Origin of the sequence: Micromonospora sp. WMMD987 (assembly GCF_029581435.1) — a bacterium.
Taxonomy (GTDB): domain Bacteria; phylum Actinomycetota; class Actinomycetes; order Mycobacteriales; family Micromonosporaceae; genus Micromonospora; species Micromonospora rifamycinica.
Window position 1 is genome coordinate 6,326,337 of the sequence record NZ_CP120861.1, and the last position, 20,811, is coordinate 6,347,147.

General features: G+C 72.9%; 15 protein-coding genes. 4 read left to right on the forward strand and 11 right to left on the reverse strand.

Features of this window, described 5'->3' with window-relative positions; genetic code table 11:
- Nucleotides 1-191: 191 nt before the first annotated feature.
- Together O7612_RS26950 and O7612_RS26955 are read right to left on the reverse strand one after the other, a co-directional pair.
- Nucleotides 192-2,354, reverse strand: a complete 2,163-nt coding sequence (locus O7612_RS26950; protein WP_282274067.1) for a DEAD/DEAH box helicase — start codon at nucleotides 2,352-2,354, stop codon at nucleotides 192-194.
- Nucleotides 2,355-2,410: 56 nt separating this feature from the next.
- Nucleotides 2,411-4,357 (reverse strand): BTAD domain-containing putative transcriptional regulator, encoded by a 1,947-nt coding sequence (locus O7612_RS26955; protein ID WP_282268465.1) that lies wholly within the window; start codon nucleotides 4,355-4,357, stop codon nucleotides 2,411-2,413.
- A 144-nt stretch (nucleotides 4,358-4,501) separates the two neighbouring features.
- Here O7612_RS26955 and O7612_RS26960 point away from each other — a divergent pair, with 144 nt between their 5' ends.
- Nucleotides 4,502-5,338 carry a hypothetical protein gene (locus O7612_RS26960; protein WP_282268468.1) on the forward strand — a complete coding sequence of 279 codons (837 nt, stop codon included), beginning with the start codon at nucleotides 4,502-4,504 and terminating at the stop codon, nucleotides 5,336-5,338.
- Between the two features lie 216 nt (nucleotides 5,339-5,554).
- Nucleotides 5,555-6,028, forward strand: a complete 474-nt coding sequence (locus tag O7612_RS26965; RefSeq protein ID WP_282268470.1) for a hypothetical protein — start codon at nucleotides 5,555-5,557, stop codon at nucleotides 6,026-6,028.
- Nucleotides 6,029-6,150: 122 nt separating this feature from the next.
- Here the strand turns inward: O7612_RS26965 and O7612_RS26970 are convergent, their stop codons facing one another.
- On the reverse strand, nucleotides 6,151-7,641 hold the full coding sequence (locus tag O7612_RS26970; RefSeq protein WP_282268472.1) for a transposase: 1,491 nt from the start codon (nucleotides 7,639-7,641) through the stop codon (nucleotides 6,151-6,153).
- A gap of 535 nt (nucleotides 7,642-8,176) precedes the next feature.
- On the reverse strand, nucleotides 8,177-9,310 hold the full coding sequence (locus tag O7612_RS26975; protein ID WP_282268482.1) for a glycerophosphodiester phosphodiesterase: 1,134 nt from the start codon (nucleotides 9,308-9,310) through the stop codon (nucleotides 8,177-8,179).
- Between the two features lie 329 nt (nucleotides 9,311-9,639).
- On the opposite strand from O7612_RS26975, the gene O7612_RS26980 reads away from it, so the two are divergent.
- Complete coding sequence (locus tag O7612_RS26980; RefSeq protein WP_282268484.1) at nucleotides 9,640-10,974, forward strand: potassium transporter TrkG; 1,335 nt, start codon at nucleotides 9,640-9,642, stop codon at nucleotides 10,972-10,974.
- Entirely contained in the window at nucleotides 10,964-11,632 is a 669-nt protein-coding gene (locus tag O7612_RS26985) for a TrkA family potassium uptake protein (protein ID WP_282268486.1), read from the forward strand. The genes O7612_RS26980 and O7612_RS26985 overlap by 11 nt, the downstream gene beginning before the upstream one ends.
- A gap of 124 nt (nucleotides 11,633-11,756) precedes the next feature.
- Here the strand turns inward: O7612_RS26985 and O7612_RS26990 are convergent, their stop codons facing one another.
- The 7 genes from O7612_RS26990 to O7612_RS27020 all read right to left on the reverse strand — a co-directional run bounded on the left by O7612_RS26990 (nucleotide 11,757) and on the right by O7612_RS27020 (nucleotide 20,723).
- Nucleotides 11,757-13,415: a serine/threonine-protein kinase gene (locus tag O7612_RS26990; protein WP_282268488.1), complete on the reverse strand. Its 1,659-nt coding sequence runs from the start codon at nucleotides 13,413-13,415 to the stop codon at nucleotides 11,757-11,759.
- Nucleotides 13,416-13,486: 71 nt separating this feature from the next.
- Nucleotides 13,487-15,040, reverse strand: a complete 1,554-nt coding sequence (locus tag O7612_RS26995) for a fused MFS/spermidine synthase (protein ID WP_282268489.1) — start codon at nucleotides 15,038-15,040, stop codon at nucleotides 13,487-13,489.
- Between the two features lie 36 nt (nucleotides 15,041-15,076).
- Nucleotides 15,077-16,090 (reverse strand): hypothetical protein, encoded by a 1,014-nt coding sequence (locus O7612_RS27000; protein WP_282268491.1) that lies wholly within the window; start codon nucleotides 16,088-16,090, stop codon nucleotides 15,077-15,079.
- A gap of 308 nt (nucleotides 16,091-16,398) precedes the next feature.
- Nucleotides 16,399-17,205 (reverse strand): inositol monophosphatase family protein, encoded by an 807-nt coding sequence (locus tag O7612_RS27005; RefSeq protein ID WP_282268493.1) that lies wholly within the window; start codon nucleotides 17,203-17,205, stop codon nucleotides 16,399-16,401.
- Nucleotides 17,198-17,650: a response regulator gene (locus O7612_RS27010; RefSeq protein WP_067310481.1), complete on the reverse strand. Its 453-nt coding sequence runs from the start codon at nucleotides 17,648-17,650 to the stop codon at nucleotides 17,198-17,200. Before O7612_RS27010 ends, O7612_RS27005 begins: the two co-directional genes overlap by 8 nt.
- Nucleotides 17,647-19,482: a sensor histidine kinase gene (locus O7612_RS27015; protein WP_282268497.1), complete on the reverse strand. Its 1,836-nt coding sequence runs from the start codon at nucleotides 19,480-19,482 to the stop codon at nucleotides 17,647-17,649. The genes O7612_RS27010 and O7612_RS27015 overlap by 4 nt, the downstream gene beginning before the upstream one ends.
- Nucleotides 19,479-20,723 (reverse strand): fused response regulator/phosphatase, encoded by a 1,245-nt coding sequence (locus O7612_RS27020; RefSeq protein WP_282268499.1) that lies wholly within the window; start codon nucleotides 20,721-20,723, stop codon nucleotides 19,479-19,481. Before O7612_RS27020 ends, O7612_RS27015 begins: the two co-directional genes overlap by 4 nt.
- Nucleotides 20,724-20,811 lie beyond the last annotated feature (88 nt).

Sequence of the window (20,811 nt, forward strand, 5' to 3'; positions counted from 1 at the left end):
GGTGACCGGGCAGCGGCCGGTCACCGTGGCGCCGGTCGCATTACCGCCGGCCGGGGAACTTCCCGCCGGTCGGCCCCGACCCGGTGCGGAACGGGCCGCCGCCCGGCGCGCGGGTCAGCCGGCGACGGCGAGTGGGACTCCGGCGACGGCGGGAGCGAACGGGCCGCCGGCAGCGGCGGGAGCGAACGGGATCAGCCGGCGACGGCGAGGGCGAGCGGGAGGACGTCGGGGGCACCGGCCCGGCGCAGCAGGCGGGCCGCCATCGTCATCGTCCACCCGGAGTCGACCAGGTCGTCGACGAGCAGCACCGGGCCGTCCAGCCCGGCCAGCGCTCCGGCCAGCGCGTCGGGGACGGTGAAGGCGTCGTGCAGGGCGCGTACCCGCTGGGCGCTGTTGCCGCGCGGCCCGCCGGCCCCGGCCGGGCCGACCGGGGTGACCGCACCGAGCAGCGGCAGCCGACCGACCGTGGCGATCCGCTCGGCGAGCGAGGCGACCAGGGTCGGGTGGCTGCGGGAGCCGACCGCGACCACACCGGCCGGGCGGCGCGGCCACGGGTCGTCACCGTGCGCCCACGCCTTCAGCACCTCCACCACGGCCGCCGTCACGTCGTCGGGGACCGGACCGTCGGCCGTGTCCGGGCCGACCAGGCCGCGCAGCCGGCCACCCCAGCCCAGGTCGGACAGCCGCCCCACGGCCCGACCGGGCAGCGCCTGCTCCGTCGGGGGGATCCGCCCCTTCAGCGGTACGCCGACCGCGTCGAGCCCGGTCGGCCAGAGCTTCTTGGGGGCGATCTGCACCCCGGGACGGCCGAGGAAGCTCTGCGCGGCGGTCAGCGCGGGGCCGGAGACCTCGGCAGTGAACAGCGGCGTGGCACAGCGGTCACACCGTCCGCAGTCGTCCGCCCCGCTGTCGTCCAGGCATTCCCGCAGGTACCGCATCCGGCAGCCGGGCGTGCCGGCGTACTCGCGCATGGCCTGTTGCTCGGCGGTGCGGGCCTGGGCGACCCGACGCAGCCGGGCCTCGTCGTAGGTCCACGGCTCGCCCGTGGCGAGCCAGCCGCCCCGGACCCGGCGGACCGCGCCGTCGACGTCGAGCACCTTGAGCATCAACTCCAGGCGGGTACGGCGCAGGTCGACGATGGGTTCCAGGGCCTGGGTGGAGAGCGGCCGGTCGGTGTGCAGGGCGGCCAACACGGTACGCACCTGCTCCTCGGGCGGGAACGCCAGCGAGGCGAAGTAGCGCCAGATGGCGGCGTCCTCGACCCCCGGCAGCAACAGCACCTCGGCGTGTTCGACGGCCCGACCGGCGCGGCCGACCTGCTGGTAGTAGGCGATCGGCGAGGGCGGCGCACCGAGGTGCACCACGAAACCGAGGTCGGGCTTGTCGAACCCCATCCCGAGCGCGCTGGTCGCCACCAGCGCCTTGATCTTGTTGTCGAGCAGGTCCTGTTCGGCGGCGCGACGGTCGGCGTCCTCGGCCTGGCCGGTGTAGGAGGCCACCGACCAGCCACGCGCCCGGAGGAACTCGGCAGTCTCGCCGGCCGCCGCGACGGTGAGCGTGTAGATGATCCCGGAGCCGGGCAACGCGTCCAGGTGGTCGGCGAGCCAGGCCAGGCGGTGCGCCGGGCTGGGCAGGTCGAGCACGCCCAGCCGCAGCGACTCCCGGTCCAGGGTGCCCCGCAACACCAGCACGTCGGCCCGTCGCGCGGCCCGGTCGGGCGCCGAATCCTGTTCGGTGCCGAGTTGCTCGGCGACGTCCCGGGTCACCCGCTCGTTGGCGGTGGCGGTGGTGGCGAGCACCGGGGTCCGCTCCGGCAGGTTGCCCAGGAAGGTACGCAGCCGGCGGTAGTCGGGCCGGAAGTCGTGCCCCCAGTCGGAGACGCAGTGCGCCTCGTCCACCACCAGCAGGCCGGTGGTGGCGGCCAGCCTCGGCAGCACGGTGTCCCGGAAGTCGGGGTTGTTGAGCCGCTCGGGGCTGATCAGCAGCACGTCCACCGCCCCGGCGTGGATCTCGGCGGTGATCTCGTCCCACTCGTCGAGGTTGGCCGAGTTGATGGTGCGCGCCCGGATACCGGCGCGGGCCGCCGCCTCCACCTGGTTACGCATCAGCGCCAGCAGCGGCGAGACGATGACCGTCGGCCCGTGCTCGCCGCGCTCGCGCAGCAGGGCGGTAGCCACGAAGTAGACCGCCGACTTGCCCCACCCGGTGCGCTGCACGCAGAGCACCCGCCGCCGGTCCACCACCAGCGCCTCGATGGCCCGCCACTGGTCCTCACGCAGCCGGGCGTGCGCACCGGCCAGCCGACGCAGCACCGCCTCGGCCCGCTCCCGCACCGCCGCCCGGTCCCCACCCACCATCCGGTCCCCACTCACCCGACATGTCTACCAGCCCCGACCGACCCTTCCACCGGTCAGCCATCCGTCGGCGGTACCAGCCCGCCGGGTGGGGTGGAGGCAGGCACACCGGACGCATACACACCGGGCGGCGGAAGGAAGACCAGGACGTCACGGAGCGCTTCGGTCGTCGCGAGTGGCAACGCGCAGCGCCCGGCCAGCTCCTCCATCGACCCGTACGGCCCACGGAGCCACCGGTCCATGACCACCTGACGGCCCTGCGGTTCCGTCAATTCGGCAAGGGTGAGGAGCACCTGGTCGGCGACTGCGTTGACATCGATCAGGCCACCGTCGTCGAAGGTGCGGAACAGGTCGGGACGGCCGATGGCGAACTGGTACCGGCTGGCCGGGTGGTGGTGCAGCAGGTACCGGGCCTGCTCGCGGCGTACCCGCTGTTCCTCGGCGCGGAGCTGCGGGCCGGCGGCCCGGCTGGTGATCGCCCCCCACACCCGCCGACTGAGCAGGAGCACGTGCCCGGCGCCCACCGGCCAGCAGAGGAGCACCAGGCCGAGGCCCAGGAACGCCTGCCACCCCGGCGCTTGCACCGCGGGGTCGAACCGGGCGATATCGTACACGAGCCAGGAGGTCGCCGCGAGGTATCCGACGCCCGCCACCGCCAGCCGCCAACTGCGCCGCCAGATCGCGTACCCGAGGATCACCAGCCAGGTCACGCAGCCGAACGAGAGCAACACCAGCGCCGTACCGACCACCGTGGCGGTGTTGCTTATCCAGCGTGGCACCGGGTCGCGGGGCCCGGGCCGCCGGTGCGGCGCGTCGAGAGGCGGGGGCCGCAGCGCCAACGGCGGCGGCACCGGGGACGGACCAGGCAGTGGTGGGGCGGCGGCCCACGACGTCGACGCGCTGCCGGTGGGCCGACCGTCCACCGGGTGCACCGGTGCAGGGGGCAACGGCCCGTCGGCCCGGGTCGCCGGCCAGCCAGCCAGCCCGCCGCCGACGTCACCCGCATCATCACCTCCGGTCCCGGCAGGCCCCGTGCCGGGAGAACCGGTGCCGGCAGGCCCCGTGCCGGGAGAACCGGTGCCGGCAGGCCCCGTGCCGGGAGAACCGGTGCCGGCAGGCTCAGCGCCGGCAGGCTCAGCGCCGGGAGAACCGGTGCCGGCAGGCTCGGTGCCGGCAGGCTCAGTGCCGGGAGAACCGGTGCCGGGATGCTCGGCGCTGCGGGCGGCAGGGGGAGAAAGCGTCGGGTCGGCGCGGAGGATTCGTCGGTGCAGCTCGCGCAGCGCCTCCCCCGGTGCGATGCCGTGTTCCTCCCGGAGCAGATCGTCGATCTCGCGGTAAGCCGCCAACGCCTCGGCCTGCCGACCGCTGCGGTACAGCGCCAGCATGAACTGGTGCCGCAGCCGCTCCCGCACCGGGAACTCGGCCACCAGTTCCACCAGCTCACCGATCAGCTCCCGATGCCGCCCCTGGTCCAATCGGAGTTCAGCCCATGACTCCAGCGCGCTGGCCCGGATCTCCACCAGGCGATGCCGGGCCGCCTCCAGCACCGGCCCGGTGAGTCCGCCGAACGGCTCGCCGTGCCACAGTTCCAGCGTCGCCCGCAGCTCGGCTGCCGCCTCATCGGTACGGCCCGCAGCCCGGTGCTGCTCCGCCTGCCGTACGCCTCGTTCGAAGCGGACCGCGTCCACCGCTGCCGGATCTATCCGCAGCAGGTAACCGGCGTCGGTGCGGGTGATCACCTGTCCGGGAGCCCGGGGTGACCGTTCCGGCTCCAGCACCCGGCGTAACCCCGCGACGTACTTCTGCACCACGTTGGGTCCGTTCGCGGGCGGGTCCTCCGGCCAGACCGCGTCGATCATCTGGAAGGTGGGCACCGGTCGACCGGCGGAGAGGAGCAGGACCGCCAACACCGCGCGCTGCTTTCCGGGACCGAGATCGACCAGCCGGTCCCCGCACCAGGCGAGCTGCGGCCCGAGCACCTGGAAACGCAACGGCTCTGACACGCGGTTTCCGCTCCTGACGCCCCCGGCCGTGCGGCACGGCAGTGCACGGCAGCCGGACGGCAGCATAACGGCAGCGGTACGGCGGTGCTGTCCATGCAGGATCTCCCCGGCAATCGGCCAGCACAGTGAAGGTGAGTCAACGACATGACGCAGCGAACCGGCACCACCGGAAGCATCCGACGGATCGCGGCTACCGGGAGCGCCCTGCTGACCGCCGCCGCTCTCCTCGCGGGTTGCGCCGCACCCGACCGGAGTTCCGCCGGGTCGACGCCGCCTGCTCCGTCGACGTCCCCCTCGCCCGATCCCAAGACCACCCTGCTGGCCGCAGTGCCGGACGACAACGACCCGCGTTTCCGGTTCACCCACTCTGGGGGTGCCGACAAGTTCTCCGGGGTGGTCGACCCGGCGGCCAGGGCGACGGAGCTGACCTTCTCGCAGCGGAGCACCGATCCCGCCTTCACGATGACCATGTCGATGCGGGTGATCGGCGACCGGGTCTGGATGCGGGTGAAGCTGACCGGCATCGACGGCCTGCACGAGGCGATGAAGTTGCCGAAGCGCTGGATGAAGCTGGACCCGTCCAAGATCAAGGGCGAGGCTGACAACCTGGTGTACGAGGGCGCCGACCCGGGCAACACCGGCGTGCTCATCGGGAGCGCGTCAACGGTGCGGGACAAGGGCTCCGGCACGTACACCGGCTTCATCGATCTGACCGTGAGCGACCAGGCGACCCAGGCGGCGGACGACGTCGACGTGGCCGCGCTCGGCCCGGCTGCCAGGCAGGTGCCGTTCACCGCGGTCGTCGGAGCGGACGGGAACCTCGGTTCGCTGACCCTGAAGATCCCGGCGGCCGGCAAGGAGAAGGCCCGAACCGTGGTCACCCGCTACTACGACTTCGGCAAGGCGCCGAGCCTCACCGCACCGAGCGGTGACCAGGTGCAGACGGCGCCGGCCTCGGCGTACGAGCTGCTGAACGGCTGATCCACAGGTACCGGCACCGGGCGGGGCGCGGCCACACGGGGGGCCTCGCCCCGCCCGGTGCCGCACCTACCGTCCACCGCCGGACGACGAACCGGCGGGTTGTCCCGTGCCGGCTGCGCTCGCCCCCGCCGTAGTCTCGGACCACGATGTCGCGGGTTCCCGGGCCGCCCCGCCTGGCAGGGCTCAGCGTGGGGACCGGTCCGCTACGGTGGGCCGATGCGGCGACTCACCGACGAGACGGTCATGGCCGTCGGCAGGCTGACGCTGGCCGCGACCGAGCTGGAGTACCTGCTCGCCGACATCGGCGCCGGCCACACCGGCCCGGACAGCCACACCGGCCCGGGCCACCAGTCCGACAGGAACCACCAGGCCGACGGGGACAGCCACGCTGGCCGTCACGACCTCGCTGCGATCTTCACCGCTACCGGCGGGCCGGTGCCGGCGGCACGCCGCCGCGCCCAGCAGGCCGAGCCGGCCCACCGTGCCGAGTTCGTCGGGCTGGTCGAGGCAGCCGCGACGTACCTCGTGCAGAGCCGAACGGCCATACGTACGTTGTGGCTCGACGGCAACCGGGTCGATGCGGCGACCTTCGACGAGATCGCCGGTCTCCTCCTGCGCTGCCGGGAACGGCTCCAGGCGCTATGCGACGACCTCGGGCAGCCGGCGGCCGCGTTCCCCCGTCCCCGCTGACCGCCCGCCGGCACCTTCGCGCAGGCACCACCCCGGGCCGCCCGCGCCGAGGCCCGGCAGAGCGCGGACCCGCCGGCAGCACCCCCACGGACCACGCGGCCGAGCGGTTCCCGCCCAGTCTCTTAGTAGTGCTTTGTTAGGTTGGTACCAGTTGGTGGCAGAGTGGGCAGAATCCGAGCCAGGTCGCGAGGTGGTATTGCAGCTCGCGGAGGACGGCGTAGAGGCTCAGGTCTGCCCTGTTGCTTTTGGGTCTGCGAGTCGTAACTGGGTGAGGAACAGTTGGGCGGCTGCGGTGAGGGTGACGTGGCGGTGCCAGCCGATCCAGGATCGGCCTTCGAAGTGGTCGAGGCCGAGGGCGGTTTGAGTTCGCGGTAGTCGTGCTCGATGCGCCAGCGGCTCTTGGCCAAGCGGACCAGTTCGGCCAGCAGGGTGTCGGTGGGCAGGTCGGACAGCCAGTAGTCGGTGGGTTCGTCCTGGTCGGGTGGCCATTGCACGAGCAGCCAGCATTCGGGGAGAACACCGTCGTCACCACAGTGGGGTCCACGTTGGATGGCCCGGCCTGCCGGCCGGACCCGTAGGGCGAGGAAGTGCCCGGCCAGGTCGCGGGAGGTCTGGCCGGGGGCACGATCGGCGGTGGCGATCCGGTCGCGCCAGCGCACCTGCCGGGCGTGGTGGGCGCCGTGAGCGAGGGCGAGATCTTTGAGGCTGCGGGCGGGCTGTGGGTATCTCGGTTTCGGGTGCATACCGACCCCGGCGTAGGGGACCTCGACGGGTTGAGCGTCGCCGGACTGGGCGGTGGTCGACGAGGTGGTCGCCACGATGTAGCCGATGCCGCGTTCGGTCAAGCCCTGGCGGAACTCGGCGACCTGCCCGTAGCCGGCGTCGGCGGTCAGCAACGGCGGACGCAGGCCCCACCCGGCCAGCTCGTCGAGCATTTCCAGGGCCATCATCCACTTTGGCCGATACCGCTGCTCGTCAGGCAGCTTTGAGGCTGACCGTCGCCGCAGGATCTGGTCGATCTGCTCGGCGGGTGGCGGCCGTAGGCGCTCGTGTGGCTTCTTCGCTCCGGCCTGGTCACGGGTCACGGGTTGCTGGCGCAGCCTGCGGGCGTGCGGGTTGGCCACCTTCCCGTCAGTGTCCGCAACGCAGGTCTCGTCCCAGGACTCAGGCACGAACAGCCGCCAGTCGAGCACCGCCGACGCGGTGTCACTCGCGGCGTGGACACTCACGGCGATCTGGCAGTTCGCGACCTTACCGAGGGTGCCGGAGTACTGCCGGGCCACGCACGCTGACGCTTTGCCGTCCTTGGGGAAACCGGTGTCGTCCACCACCCACACCTGCGGGCACACCAGGTCAATAGCGGTCCTCGCCAGCCGCCGCCGCACATCACTGACATCCCAGGTCGACGAGGTCAGGAACTGCTGCAACTGCTGGTGATCCACCCCGAGGCGCTGCGCCATCGGCTGCATCGATTTGCGCCGACCGTCCAGCATCAGCCCCCGCAGATACCGCAACCCGGTCCCCCGCTGATCCGACCGCGGCAACCCCGCGAACAGCCCGGCCGCGAAGTCCTCCAACCGCGTCCGCACCCGTGTGAGTCCTCGCTCGTCCACGCCCGGCAGCCAAACACAACCCAAAGAGCCCTACAAGCGACACACCGGAACAACCTAACAAAGCACTATTAGTGGATTGTGGAGAGTTGTTGTCGCTCGGGCGACAACAACTCTCCACAATCCGATGACCGTGCGGCACTCCGTACTCCGACCCAACCCGGACCCCGGACCGGACCCGCACCCCGACCCACCCTGGACCCCGGACCAGACCCGCAGCCCGACCCCGACCCGGCCCCGGACCAGACCCCGGCCCGACCTAGGCCCAGACCCGCACCCCGACCCACCCTGGACCCCGGCCCGACCCCGGCCCAGACCCGCAGCCCGGCCCGGCCCCAACCGGACCCCAACCCGGATCCGGACCGGAGCCGACCCCGCCCGGACCGGACCCGACCCCCGTCAGCAGCGACAACAGCCGTCCGCCACAGCGACAGCGACGCAGCACCGCAGCGCCCTGAGCCGAGGTGTGCGGTGTCCGGGGCGACCGGACACCGCACAAGCCCCGGGAAAATGCAGCCCGCGCGGGGATGCGGAAGAGTCAGCGGGTGGCCAGGCCGGCGCGGGCGGCGACGGCGGTGTCGGGCTGGTCGGCGAAGACGCCGTCCAGGCCGAGGCCGAGGAAGAGTTCGTACTCGGCGGTGATGTCGCCCCGGGCGTTCGGGTCGGCGCCGATCCGGAAGTCGACCGGGAGGAACTGGTTCTCGGCCCGGAACGTCCAGGCGTGCACCACCAGCTTGTGCCGGTGCGCGTCGCGGATCACCGTGGTCGGGGCGAGCAGCTTGCCGGTGGCGTCCCGGGGGACGATCAGGTTCTTGTTCAGGCCCACCCCGTCGGCGTACCGGGCGATCCCGCGCAGGCCGGCGGCGGTCGCCAGGTCCCGGTAGGTGCGCGGGTCACCGGTGGCGGTGAAGTCGTACGGCTGGCCGGTGGCGTCGAGGAGCTGGACCAGCGGCACGTCGGTCATCCGGTCGAGCTTGCGCAGGTTGGCGGTCTCGAAGGACTGGATGAAGACCGGGTCGCCACGGTGGGTCAGCCTGTTGCGGCGCAGCACCGCGACCAGCGGCTCCTCCAGCGACAGCCCGATCGAGGCGAAGTAGCTGGGGTGCTTGGTCTCCGGGTAGACGCCGATGGTGCGGCCCCGCGCCCTGGACTCGGCGCGGGCCAGGTCCAGCACCTCCTGGAAGGTGGGCACCTCGAACCGGCCGTCGAAGGCGGTGTTCGCCACCCGCACCTGGGGCAGCCGCTCCTTGGCCCGCAGCGTCTTCAGCTCGGCCAGGGTGAAGTCCTCGGTGAACCAGCCGGTGACCGGCACCCCGTCGATGGTCCTGGTGGCCTTGCGGCCGGCGAACTCGGGGCGGGTCGCCACGTCGGTCGTACCGGAGATCTCGTTCTCGTGCCGGGCGACCAGCACCCGGTCCCGGGTGGAGACCAGGTCCGGCTCGATGTAGTCGGCCCCCATCCGGATCGCCAGCCGGTACGCCTCCAGGGTGTGCTCCGGGCGGTAGCCGCTGGCCCCCCGGTGGCCGATCACCACGGGCCGGTGGGTGGCCCGGTCGGCGCGGTCGGCGTCGTCCTCGCGGGCCGAGGCCGCGCCGGGCACGGCCACCGGAACGGCGACGGCCACGGCGAGCAGCGCGCCGGCCACACCGAGGGCGGAAAGGGTACGTCGCAACGCGATCTCCTTGGTCGATGGGCTTCCGGCCCAGCACCGGTACGCCCCAGCGGGTGTCGAGGGCGCTCACAGCAGACCGGGCGCGGCTGACCACCAGTTGCCCGTCGACTGGCCGCCAGGTGAACCCTGCGGGGAGACCGGCGGGAAGACCCAGGGGGAAAGCCGGCGGGCAGACCGGCGGGAAGACCCAGGGGGAAAGCCGGCGGGCAGACCGGCGGGAAGACCCAGGGGGAAAGCCTGCGGGCAGACCGGCGGGAAAGCCGGCGGGAGGACGACCCGGGATACGCGATTCACCGACCCGAGCGCGCTGGAATCGACAGGATTGTCTGGTGCGCCGGTTCCTTCGTCACCCCGTCCGGCTGGTGCCGTTCGGTTTCCTGGTGGCGATCGTGATCGGCACCGGCCTGCTGATGCTGCCCTGGGCCACCAGCGAACACCGCTACACCCCGCTGCTCACCGCGCTCTTCACCGCCACCTCGGCGGTCTCGGTCACCGGTATGAACGTCACCGACACCCCGAACTACTGGAACGGGTTCGGGCTGGTGATGATCACCGTGCTCACCCAGGCCGGCGGCCTCGGCATCCTCACCGGCGCGGCCCTGGTCAGCCTGGCCGTCACCCGCCAGCTCGGGCTGCGCAACCGGCTGCTGGTGCAGGCCGAGTCCACCGACTACGGCATCGGCGACATCCGTCGCCTGCTGATGCACATCGCCGGCACGGTCTTCGGCTGCGAACTGGTGATGACCACCGTGGTCACCGGACGGCTCTGGCTGACCTACCACTATCCCCCGGGCCGGGCGCTGTGGTCCGGGGTGTTCCACTCCGTCCAGGCGTTCAACAACGGCGGTTTCAGCCTCTACTCCGAGGGCCTGGTCGCCTTCGCCCGCGACCCGTGGGTGACGCTGCCACTGGCCCTCGGCGCGATCGTCGGCGGGCTGGGCTTCCCCGCCCTGTTCGAGGCGTTCCGGCAGCGACGTCGCCCGGCCCGCTGGACGGTGGCCACCAAGCTGACCATCTGGGGCAGCGTGGTGCTGCTGGCCACCGGATTCGTCGGCCTGCTCGCCGCCGAGTGGGCCAACCCGTTCACCATCGGCACCTACGACACCGCCGGCAAGGTGCTCGCCACGTTCGCCCAGATCGCGCTCAGTCGCACCGGCGGCTTCGACGTGATCAACGTGGCGGCGTTGAGCGAGGAGAGTTATCCCCTGCTCATCGCCCTGATGTTCATCGGCGGGGGCAGCGCCAGCACCGCCGGTGGCATCAAGGTCTCCACGTTCTTCCTGCTCGGATTCGTCATCTGGGCCGAACTGCGCGGCGAACCCGACGTCACCGTGGGCCGCCGCCGGATCGCCATGGCCAGCCAGCGCCAGGCCCTGACCGTGGCGCTGCTCAGCGTGGCGCTGGTGACCGTCGGCACGCTCGCCCTGACCGTGCTGACCACCGGCGTCCGGTTCAACGACACGGTGTTCGAGGTGGTCTCCGCGTTCAGCACCACAGGGCTCACCATCGGGCTCGCCGAACGGTTGTCCTGGTCGGGCCAGCTCGTGCTGACCGTGCTGATGTACATCGGCCGGATCGGGCCGCTCACCCTCGGCTCGGCGATCGCGTTGAACACCCGACGTCGGCTGTACCGCTACCCGAAGGAGCAACCCGTTGTCGGCTAGGGACGAGGACAGCGGCGACATCGCCGTGATCGGGCTGGGCCGGTTCGGCTGTCACCTGGCCGGGGCGTTGGCCCGGCTCGGCCACCAGGTGCTCGCGGTGGACCACGACGCCGCGCGGGTGCAACGCTGGTCGGTCGCGCTGGACCGGGTGGTGCAGGCCGATGCCACCGAGGAACAGGCGCTGCGGCAGCTCGGCATCGCCGACTTCCGCCGGGTGGTGGTCGCCATCGGCGCCTCGGTGGAGGCCAGCGTGCTCACCGTGCTGGCGTTGACCGAGGTGGGCGTACCGCAGATCTGGGCGCGGGCGACCTCCCGGAAACACGCCAAGATCCTGGCCTCGGTCGGCGCGCACCACGTGGTCTTCCCCGAGGCGGAGACCGGCGAGCGGGTGGCCCACCTGATCGTCAGCCGGATGCTCGACTTCATGGAGTTCGGCGACGACTTCGCCATCGCCAAGGTGCCGGTCCCCCCGCCGCTGGTCGGCCACCGCCTCGACGCGCTGGACCTCCAGGAGCGGTACGGGGTGATGGTGGTCGGTGCGAAACCGGCCGGGGAGCCCTTCCGGTACGCCGAGCCGGACACCCTGCTCGGGCCGGGCAGCATCCTGGTCGTCGAGGGTGGGATCGCCCAGGTGCAACAGTTCGCGGCCCTGCGCTGACCGCACCTGTCGCGGCCTCAGCCCCGCTGCCCCCTGCCGGGACCACCACCCGGACCCCCGACGGGGCCACCTTCCGGACCCCCGACGGGGCCGCCGCCACCGGTGCCGTTGCCTCCCTTCCCCGTCACCTTCCCGCTTTTCCCTTGGCCGCACCCGCCCCCTTGCCCGCCGCCGGGCCGGGCCCCTTGCCGGGCTTCTCGGCCTTCGGCTTGGGCTTCGCCGGGGCGGCCCCACCGGAACCGCCCTTGCCCGATGTCTTGCCGGACGCCTTCGTCGACTTCTTCGCCGCCGGCTTCTTCACCGTCGGCGGCTTCACCACCGGGGCGCTGCCGGCCACCCCGGAGACCCGTACCCCGCAGCTCGACCCGCCGACGGTGAACTCCAGCGGCAGCGGGTTGCCCCCGGTGTACCGGCCGGTCAGCGCGACCTTCTCCGACGCTCCCGGGGCCAGCGCGGCGCGTCCGGCCGCCGGGGTGACCCGGACCGTGCGCCCCTCCTGGCGTACCCCGGGGGTGGTCGTGGTGACGGTCTGCTGGCCGGGGAAGGCGAAGCTCATCGTCCAGTCCCGCAGCTCCCGGGGGCCGGTGTTGGTCAGCGTGAGCTGGGCGGCGAAGTCCCTGCCGGAGTCGCTGCGCAGCGCGTACTCGACCTCGCACGGGGTGGGTTCGGCCAACCCCATCCGGGCCTCGGTGGGCCGGTCGACCCCGCCGCTGGCCGGGCTGCGTGAGGTCACCCCCCAGATCGCCGCGGTCACCGCGACGAGACCCACCGCGACCACCCCGGCCTCGATCCGGCGGCGGCGGGCGGCGACCCGGCGGTTGCGGGTCCGGCCCGAGAAGGGCAGCGCGTCGGTGTCGGCCGACCAGGGCAGGATCGTGGTGCCCGCGTTGGCGAGCAGGGCCGGATCTCCCCGCCCGGGGGCCGGGGACACCGGCACGGCCGCGACCATCCCGGCCGCGCCGGCGAGGGTACGCGCCACCTCGGTCGTCGCCGGCCGGTCCTCGGGACGCTTGGCCAGGCAGCGGCCGACCAGCTCGACCACCTCGTCGGGCAGCCCGCGCACCGGCGGCATCGGCTCCGGGTCGTGGTACATGTGCGCCCGCAGCATCTGGGTGGTGGTGCTGGCCTGCCAGGGCAGCCGCCCGGTGAGCATCCGGTAGAGCAGCAGCCCGACGGCGTACACGTCGGTGGCCGGGGAGACCTGGCCGTTGTCGAGGCGTTCCGGGGCGAGGTAGGCGGGAGTGCCGAGCAGGGCACCGTCCGGTCCCTTCTCGCTCTCGCCGACCAGCGCGGAGATGCCGAAGTCGACCACCTTCACCCCGGTGGCGGTCAGCATGACGTTGCCCGGGGTGACGTCCCGGTGCACCACCCCGCGGGCGTGCGCGGTGGCCAGCGCCGAGGTCACCTCGGCCCCGATGGTCACCGCCTCCCGCCAGGGCAGCTGCCCGTCGCGGCCGAGCCGCGCGGTGAGCGGGCCGCCGTCCACCAGCTCCATCACCACGTACGGCACGGTCAGCCCGACCTGCTCGGACTCGCCGTAGTCGTACACGTTGGTGATGTTGGGGTGGCAGAGCCGGGCGGCGGCCTGCGCCTCGATCCGGATCCGGTGTCGGAAGGCCCGGTCGGTGGCCAGCCGGGAGGCGAGCACCTTCACCGCGACCTGACGGCCGAGCACCTGGTCGTAGCCGCGCCACACCACGGACATGCCGCCCGCGCCGAGCTGCTCGATCAGCCGGTACCGCTCACCGAGGAGCTGGGCGGCGTTGCGCACTCCTGCACCCATGGTCGACCGAGTTGCCCGGGTAGGCCCCCGCTACACCTCGCTGGGCGTAATCGGTCAGGAAAGTCACCCGTTCAGGCGGTCGCGAGCAGTTGGTCCACCGGAGCGTAGTCGTCGGTCAACACCAGGGCGTCGTCGACGAACCGGGTGACCTCGCTGCCGGCGAGCAGATCCGGGATCTTCGCCAGCGTGCCCAGCCGGGTCCGCAGCGCGTCCAGCGGCAGCGGGGCGTCCGAGGCGACGATGAGGAAGTTGCTGCCCTGCCGACCGGCGATCGCCTCCGGCGGCGCGACCAGCGCCACGTGGTCGAACTCGGCGGCCACCGTGGCCAGCTCCGAGCGGATGAACCGGTCCGGCGGGTAGTCGATGACGTTCTGCACGTAGATCCCGCCGGGGCGGAGCACCCGGTCGACCTCCGCCGCCATCTCCCGGGTGGCCAGGTGCCAGGGCACCACCAGGTGCCCGAAGGCGTCCCCGACGACCAGGTCCCGGCTGTCCGCCGGCTCCCCGCCGACCAGCATCCGGGCGTCCCCCACCGTCGCCCGCAACCCCGGCCCGGTCCGGACGCCCAGCTCCCGCCGGTCCAGCTCGACCAGCTCACCGTCGATCTCGAAGACCACGTTGTCGGTGCCCGGCCGGGTGGCGCTCAGGTAGCGGGGCATGGTGAACCCGCCCCCGCCCAGGTGCAGCGCGTCCAGTCGCCGCCCCTTCGGGGCGGCCACGTCGGCGACCGCGCCGATCCACTGGGTGTACTCGTACTCCAGGTGCGTCGGGTCGTCCAGGTCGACGTACGAGTGCTGGGCCGAGTTGAGGTAGAGCGTGCGGCCGCCGGCCCGGTCCGGATCACGCTCCACCCGGGCGCAGTGGTAGGCGGTCTCCACGTCGCACGGGTTCGGCGCGACCGCGCTCAGCCCCGCCGCGACCAGCCCGAGCACCGCCAGGGTCGCCTTCAGCCGCGCCGGACCGGGCAACCCGGCGGCCTCCTGCCGGCGCAGGTAGACCCCGAGCGCCAACCCGACCACGCCGAGCGCCGCCGCCAACCCGATCAGGATGACCGTGCTGGGCAGCGCCGCCACCAGCACGAACCCGGTGGCCAGGGTGGCGGTGATGCCGCCGAGGGTGCCGATGCCGGACAGCCGCCCGACCACCTGGCCGGTCCGCCGCAGGTCGGCCAGTTGCAGCTTCACCACCAGCGGGGTGACCGCCGACAGCAACGCCGCCGGCACGAACACCGCCAGCGCGGTGAGCAGCAGAATGCCGCTGACAGCGCCGCCGCGCAGCAGCTCACCGGCGTACCGGACCACCGGCAGGGTGACCGCGGCGGCGATGCCGGCCAGGATCAGCGCCGGGGCGAGCAGGCCCCGCGGATCCCGCCGGTCGGCCAGCCAGCCGCCCGACCAGGCCCCGTACGCGATGGCGGCCAGCGCGATGCCGATCACCGAGCTGGTCACCTGGAGCGTCACCCCGACGTACGGGCCGACCAGGCGCAGCGAAACCGTCTCCAGCACCAGCACCGCACCGCTGGAGAAGAAGACCAGGAACGCGGCGAGCCCGTTGGGCAGGGCGCGGGAGGGGACCGGCGCGGAGGCTGCCGGTACGGTCACGACGTCGGACGATGAGCTGCTCACCGTCGCGATGCTACGTCCCGTTCCTGGGACGAACCGTCAGTACATCGAAAGGTGAACATGGTTTGTGTGGTCGGCGGCCGGGCTGCCCGACCCGCTGTACGCCCGCCAACCGGTGTTCGGCATCCAGATCTGCCGGTACCAGATCACGTAGAGCACACCGAGCCGGTTGGCGTTGTTCCGGAAGTAGTTGGCCAGGCTGTCGCCGTACGCCTTGTCCCCGCCGGTGGCCGTCTCGTCCTTGAAGCCGCTGGTGGCGGCGGAGAAGTCGCAGGCCCGGCCCTTGGGGTGCTCGCCGCCCCCGCCGCTGCGGTAGCAGGACACGTACCGCTTGTAGCCGGCCGCCTTGGCCTGCTGCATGGCGTGCAGGGTGCGCGGGGTGATGCAGCCGGAGGTGGTCGGGTCGTTCACCGAGCACGACTCGCCCGGCCAGGACCCGTCGGAGTTGCGCGGGGCCGGCTTCGCCGAACTCGACCCGCCGCTGAAGCCGGCGCTGCTGCCCGAGCTGACCGTGGCCAGGGCGCGCTCCGCGTCCCGCTTCTTCTTGGCCAGCGTGGCGAGCTGCTTCTGCTGCTCCCGGACCTCGGCGTTGATGTCGAGGGTGGCCTGGGCGGCGTTGTGCCGAGCCTCGGCCAGCGCGCGGAGCTGCTTGCCGTCCCGCTGGGCCATCATGTCGAGGTCGGCCGCCCGCTTGAGGAACGCCTCCGGGCTGGCCGTGTTGAGCAGCATCGACGTCGGCGTCAGCCGACCCACCCGGTACGACTGCGCGGCCACCTCACCCACCTGGGTGGTCAGCTCACCCAGCCGACCCTCCAACACCTTGAGCTGGGCGGCCAGCTCGGTCTGCCGCCGCTTGGAGCTGTCCAGCTTGGCCTTGGCCTCGATGTGCCCCTTCGCCGCCGCCGTCAGCGCGTCCTTGAGCTGCTTGGTGCCGCCCTCGCCGGGCTCCGCCGAGGCGGGCACCGCGCCGACACCGAGCAGTAGCGCCAGCGCGGCGAGCAGTACGGTCAACGGCCGATGCGCGCGGGGCCGGGTCAGGCTGGTCCTGGGCACGGAGGTGTCCTTCCCTCTGCCGCCGACGCCCGGCGACAGGCCGGTCCGGCGGCGGTCCCGCCGGCCCCGGTTGGCGGCCTGGGGGCGGAGACCGCCGGTCACGATACCGCAACCACAGCCGGCGACCGGTCCCGTGACGACACCGGACGGCAACGCTCGACGCGGCGTGTCGAACCGGTCGCCGAGGGTCCTGTCCATCGATGCCCCGGCGGCCCGCCGGGGTGCCCGCCACCGGCACCACGGCCCGCCGCCCCGGCCGGGTCGGGGCGGTCCACCGCCGGCACCGCCGGTTCGGCGGGAGGTGGCCGTCAGTCGCCGAGCAGGGCGGTCCGGACCTCGTGCCAGGTCTGCTCGTCCACGGCGACCAGCAGCCCCGGGCCGTCGTCGGCCGGGTGGTACTCGGTGCCGTCGAACCGCCGGGCCACCCCGCCCGCCTCGCGGACCAGCAGCGCACCGGGCGCATGGTCCCAGGGCAGGGTGCGCCAGAACATGACGAACTGCTGGTCCCCGGTGAGCAGGTCGAGGTACTCCCGGCCGGCGCAGTGCTGGCCGGGCAGCAGCTCCCCGATCCGGCCCTCGCCGGCCGCCACCCGGTCCCGGGTGGCCTGCGGCAGGTACTGGACCATCGCGGTGCCGCGCAGCCGGCCGGGCGCGACGGCGGCAGCGGCCCGCACCGGTCGGCCGTCCAGCCGGGTGCCGTCCCCGGCGCGGGCCACGGCCATCGTCCCGGCCAGCGGGTCGAACACCCACGAGGCGGTCGGCTCGCCCGCCCGGAGCAGGGCCACCATCAGCGCGAACGGCCGGCGACCGGCGGCGAAGTTGCCCGTGCCGTCGACCGGGTCGACCACCCACACGTCACCGCCGTCGCGCAGGTGCCGCAGCAGCGACCCGTCCTCGGCCACCGCCTCCTCGCCGACGACCAGCGACCCCGGCAGCAGCCGACGCAGCTCGGCCGAGATCCGCTCCTCGGCCCGCTGGTCGGCGATGGTGACCAGGTCACCCGGTGCCTTCTCGGTGACGTCGGCGTCGTCGAGCCGGCGGAACAGCGGCAGCACCACGTCCGCCGCGGTCTCCCGCAGCAGCGTGTCGACGTCGACGAGCAGGTGGTCAGCCACGCGGCGGCAGCTTGACCACGCTGACGAAGAACTCGTCGATCTGACGGACCACCGAGATGAAGCGCTCGAAGTCCACCGGCTTGGTCACGTAGGCGTTGGCGTGCAGCTGGTAGCTGCGCAGGATGTCCTCGTCGGCCTGGGAGGTGGTGAGCACCACCACCGGGATGCGGCGGAGCTGCTCGTCGTTCTTGATCTCCTCCAGCACCTCCCGGCCGTCCCGGCGCGGCAGGTTCAGGTCGAGCAGGATCAGGTCCGGGGTCACCGCGTCCGCGTACCGGCCCTCGCGCCGCAGGTAGGCCAGCGCCTCGGCGCCGTCGGAGACGACGGTCAGCCGGTTGCGCAGCTTGTGCTCCTCGAACGCCTCCTGGGTCATCAGCACGTCACCCGGATCGTCCTCGACCAGCAGGACCTCGATCGGGCTCTTGCCGTCCGCCGGCGCGGTCATCCGACCCTCTCCTTCGTACCACCCGTGGTGCCTTGCCCCGGCGGCCCGCCGGGTGGGTCCTCGTGTCGCCCGCCGGCCGGCTGCCGCCCGACCGTCGGCCCGTCCCCGGCGACCTCACCGACCGGCACCGGCGGCTCCCCGACCGGGCGGTCGCTCGTCGCCGGGTCGTCCGGGCCGGTCGTCGCCGGGTCGTCCGTCCCCGTCGTCGTGGTGCCGTCCCCGTCGGTCGGGGCGGTCGCGTCGGCCGTGGCGTCCGCGTCGGCGGTCGCCTTCGCCGCCTCGACGTCCTCCGGGCGGGCCGGCAGGGTGAACCGGATCGCGGTCCCCTCGGCCTGGTCGGTGTCCACCCAGACCCGACCGCCGTGGTACTCGACGATCTTCTTGACGATGGCCAGGCCGATACCCGTCCCCGGGTAGGCGTCCTTGGCGTGCAGCCGCTGGAAGATCACGAAGATCTTGTCGGCGAACTCGGGCTCGATGCCGATGCCGTTGTCCTGGCAGGTGATCTCCCACTCGGCGTCGACCAGCCGGGCCGAGACCCGCACCCTGGGCGGGACGTCCGGGCGGCGGAACTTCACCGAGTTGCTGACCAGGTTGACCAGCAGGTTGGTGAGCAGCGGCTCCTCACCCCGGATCACCGGCAGCTCGCTCCAGGTCAGCTCGGCGTCGGCGTACTGGCGGCCCGGCTCGGTCTGGCTGGCCACGTCGGCCATCACCCGGTTCAGGTCGACGTCGACGAAGCCGGTGGTGAGCCGGCCGATCCGGGAGAACGCCAACAGGTCGTTGATCAGGCGCTGCATCCGTTGCGCGCCGTCCACCGCGAACGCGATGTACTGGTCGGCCCGCTCGTCGAGCTGCCCGGCGTACCGGCGCTGGAGCAGCTGGCAGAAGCTGGCCACCTTGCGCAGCGGCTCCTGGAGGTCGTGCGAGGCGACGTAGGCGAACTGCTCCAGGTCACGGTTGGAGCGGGTCAGCTCCTCGGCCTGCTTCTGCAACTGGTTGTTGACCCACTCGATGTTCTCCCGGGCGGCCCGCACCTCGGCCAGGTCCTTGGCGATCTTCTGCCGCATCACGTCCACGTCGTCGGCGAGCCGGCGGAACTCCGGCGGCCCCGACCCGGCGATGTGGTGCTGGTAGTCACCGGCGGCGACCTCCCGCACCTGCTGGGCCAGGCCGGTCAGCGGCCGGATCACCATCCGCTCCAGGGAGAGCAGCATCAGGGTGCCGGCGATGACCACCACCACCGCCGCGACGATCAGCAGCATCACCAGCATGTTGCCGGTGCGCTCGATGTCCCGGGCGCCCTTCTCCCGCTCGGCCAGGATCGCCGTCTGGAGGTCACCCACCGACGCCCGGATCTGGTCGAACTGCTGCCGCGCCTGGGCGGTGATCAACGCCTGGCCGGCGGCCGTGCCGCTGCTCCCGGTCGTCGCGATCACCGGCTCGGCCACCGTCCGCCGCCAGTCCGCCGCCTGCTGCTGCGCCGTGCGCAGCGCATCCATGATCGCCGGGTAGTCACGGCCCAGGTCGGCGATCGTGGCGGACACGTCGCGCTCCTGCCGCACCCCCTGCTCGTACGGGGCCAGGTCGGCGCGGTTGCCGCTGACCGCGTACCCGCGGACGCCGGTCTCCTGGTCGAGCAGCACGTTGAGCAGCTCCTGCCCCTGCACCCGCAGCGGACCCGTCCGGGTGAGCAGCGTGTCGGTGTAGGCGCGGTTCTTCGCCGCCACCGCCGCCTCGGCCACGGCCAGCCCGATCAGCAGCAGGCCCACCACGGCCAGCAGCGCCAGCACCCGACGACGCAGGGTCCACCCCCGACGGTACGTGTTCACCGGCCACCGCCCCGGGTGACCAGCAGCATGGCCACGTCGTCGGCGAGCGGCCCACCGTTGATCTGCTCGGCCCGACCGACCAGCCAGGCGGGCAGCTCCGACAGCGGCACGGCGTGGTTGGCCCGCTCCTGGAGCAGGCCGGTGAGCCCGTCGACGTCCAACCGGTCGTCGCCGTCACCCACCCGCCCCTCGATCAGGCCGTCGGTGTACATCAACAGGGACCAGTCATCGGTGTCGAACTCCAGGTCGAACGCGACGGGACGGCGGGGTCGTACGCCGAGCAGCAGGCCACCCCGGGCCGGGACCGGCGCGACCTTGCCGCCGGACAGCAGCAGCGGCGGCGGGTGGCCGGCCAGCCGGACGGTGGCCCGGTTGGCGGCCAGGTCGAGCCGGGCGGTGGCGACGGTGGCGAAGATCTCCTGGAGCCGGCGCTCGCTCATCAGCACCTGCTCCAGGGCCGGCAGCACCTCGTCGTCGGGCACCCCGGCCAGGATCAGCGCCCGCCAGGCCACCCGCAGCTCGACGCCGAGGGCGGCCTCGTCCACGCCGTGCCCGCAGACGTCGCCGACGATCAGATCGACCCGGTCCGGCCGGGTCTGCACCACGTCGAAGAAGTCCCCGCCGATCAGCGCCGCGTGCCGGCCCGGCCGGTAGAAGGTGTGCACCGCCACCTCGTCGGTGGTCATCAGCGGCTGGGGCAGCAGGCCCCGTTCCAGCCGGGCCGACTCGGCCTGGCGCAGCTCGACCTCGCGCAGCCGACGGGCGTTCTCGTCGGCCCGCTTGCGTTCCACCGCGTACCGCAGGGCGCGGGTCAGCAGAACCCCGTCGACCTGCCCCTTGACCAGGTAGTCCTGGGCGCCCTCGGCGACCGCGACGATGCCGAGGTGCTCGTCGGAGCGGCCGGTCAGCACGCAGACCGCCGCGCCGCTGGACATCTCCAGCACCCGGCGCAGGCCGTCCAGGCCCTGCGCGTCGGGCAACCCGAGGTCGAGCAGGACGCAGTCGACCCCGACGATCCGCTTCCGGGCCTCGCTGAGACTGGTGGCGACCAGCAGGTCGATCATCGAGTTGGTCTCGGCGAGCAGCTCACCGACCAGGAAGGCGTCGCCCTCGTCGTCCTCGACCAGCAGCACCCGCAGCCGTTCACCCGGCGGCAGGTTGGGGTTGTGCCCGAGCCCGCCGTGCGGGTACGGCGCGACGGAGGGCCCGGCCAGGCCGGGCCCCCGGTGCGACCGGGTCACCGCCGCGAGACGCGGGAGTTCGCTGGTGATGTCGGGCTCCTTCCGAGTGCCCTGCTGATCCTGTATTAGACAACGGTCGCACACAACA

Excerpts from the sequence above, each read along its gene's own strand:
- O7612_RS26960 (WP_282268468.1), top strand. The coding sequence starts at position 4,502 with ATGACGCAGCGAACCGGCACCACCGGAAGCATCCGACGGATCGCGGCT.
- O7612_RS27010 (WP_067310481.1), bottom strand. The coding sequence starts at position 17,650 with ATGACCGCGCCGGCGGACGGCAAGAGCCCGATCGAGGTCCTGCTGGTC.
- O7612_RS26990 (WP_282268488.1), bottom strand. The coding sequence starts at position 13,415 with ATGGGTGCAGGAGTGCGCAACGCCGCCCAGCTCCTCGGTGAGCGGTAC.
- O7612_RS26965 (WP_282268470.1), top strand. The coding sequence starts at position 5,555 with ATGCGGCGACTCACCGACGAGACGGTCATGGCCGTCGGCAGGCTGACG.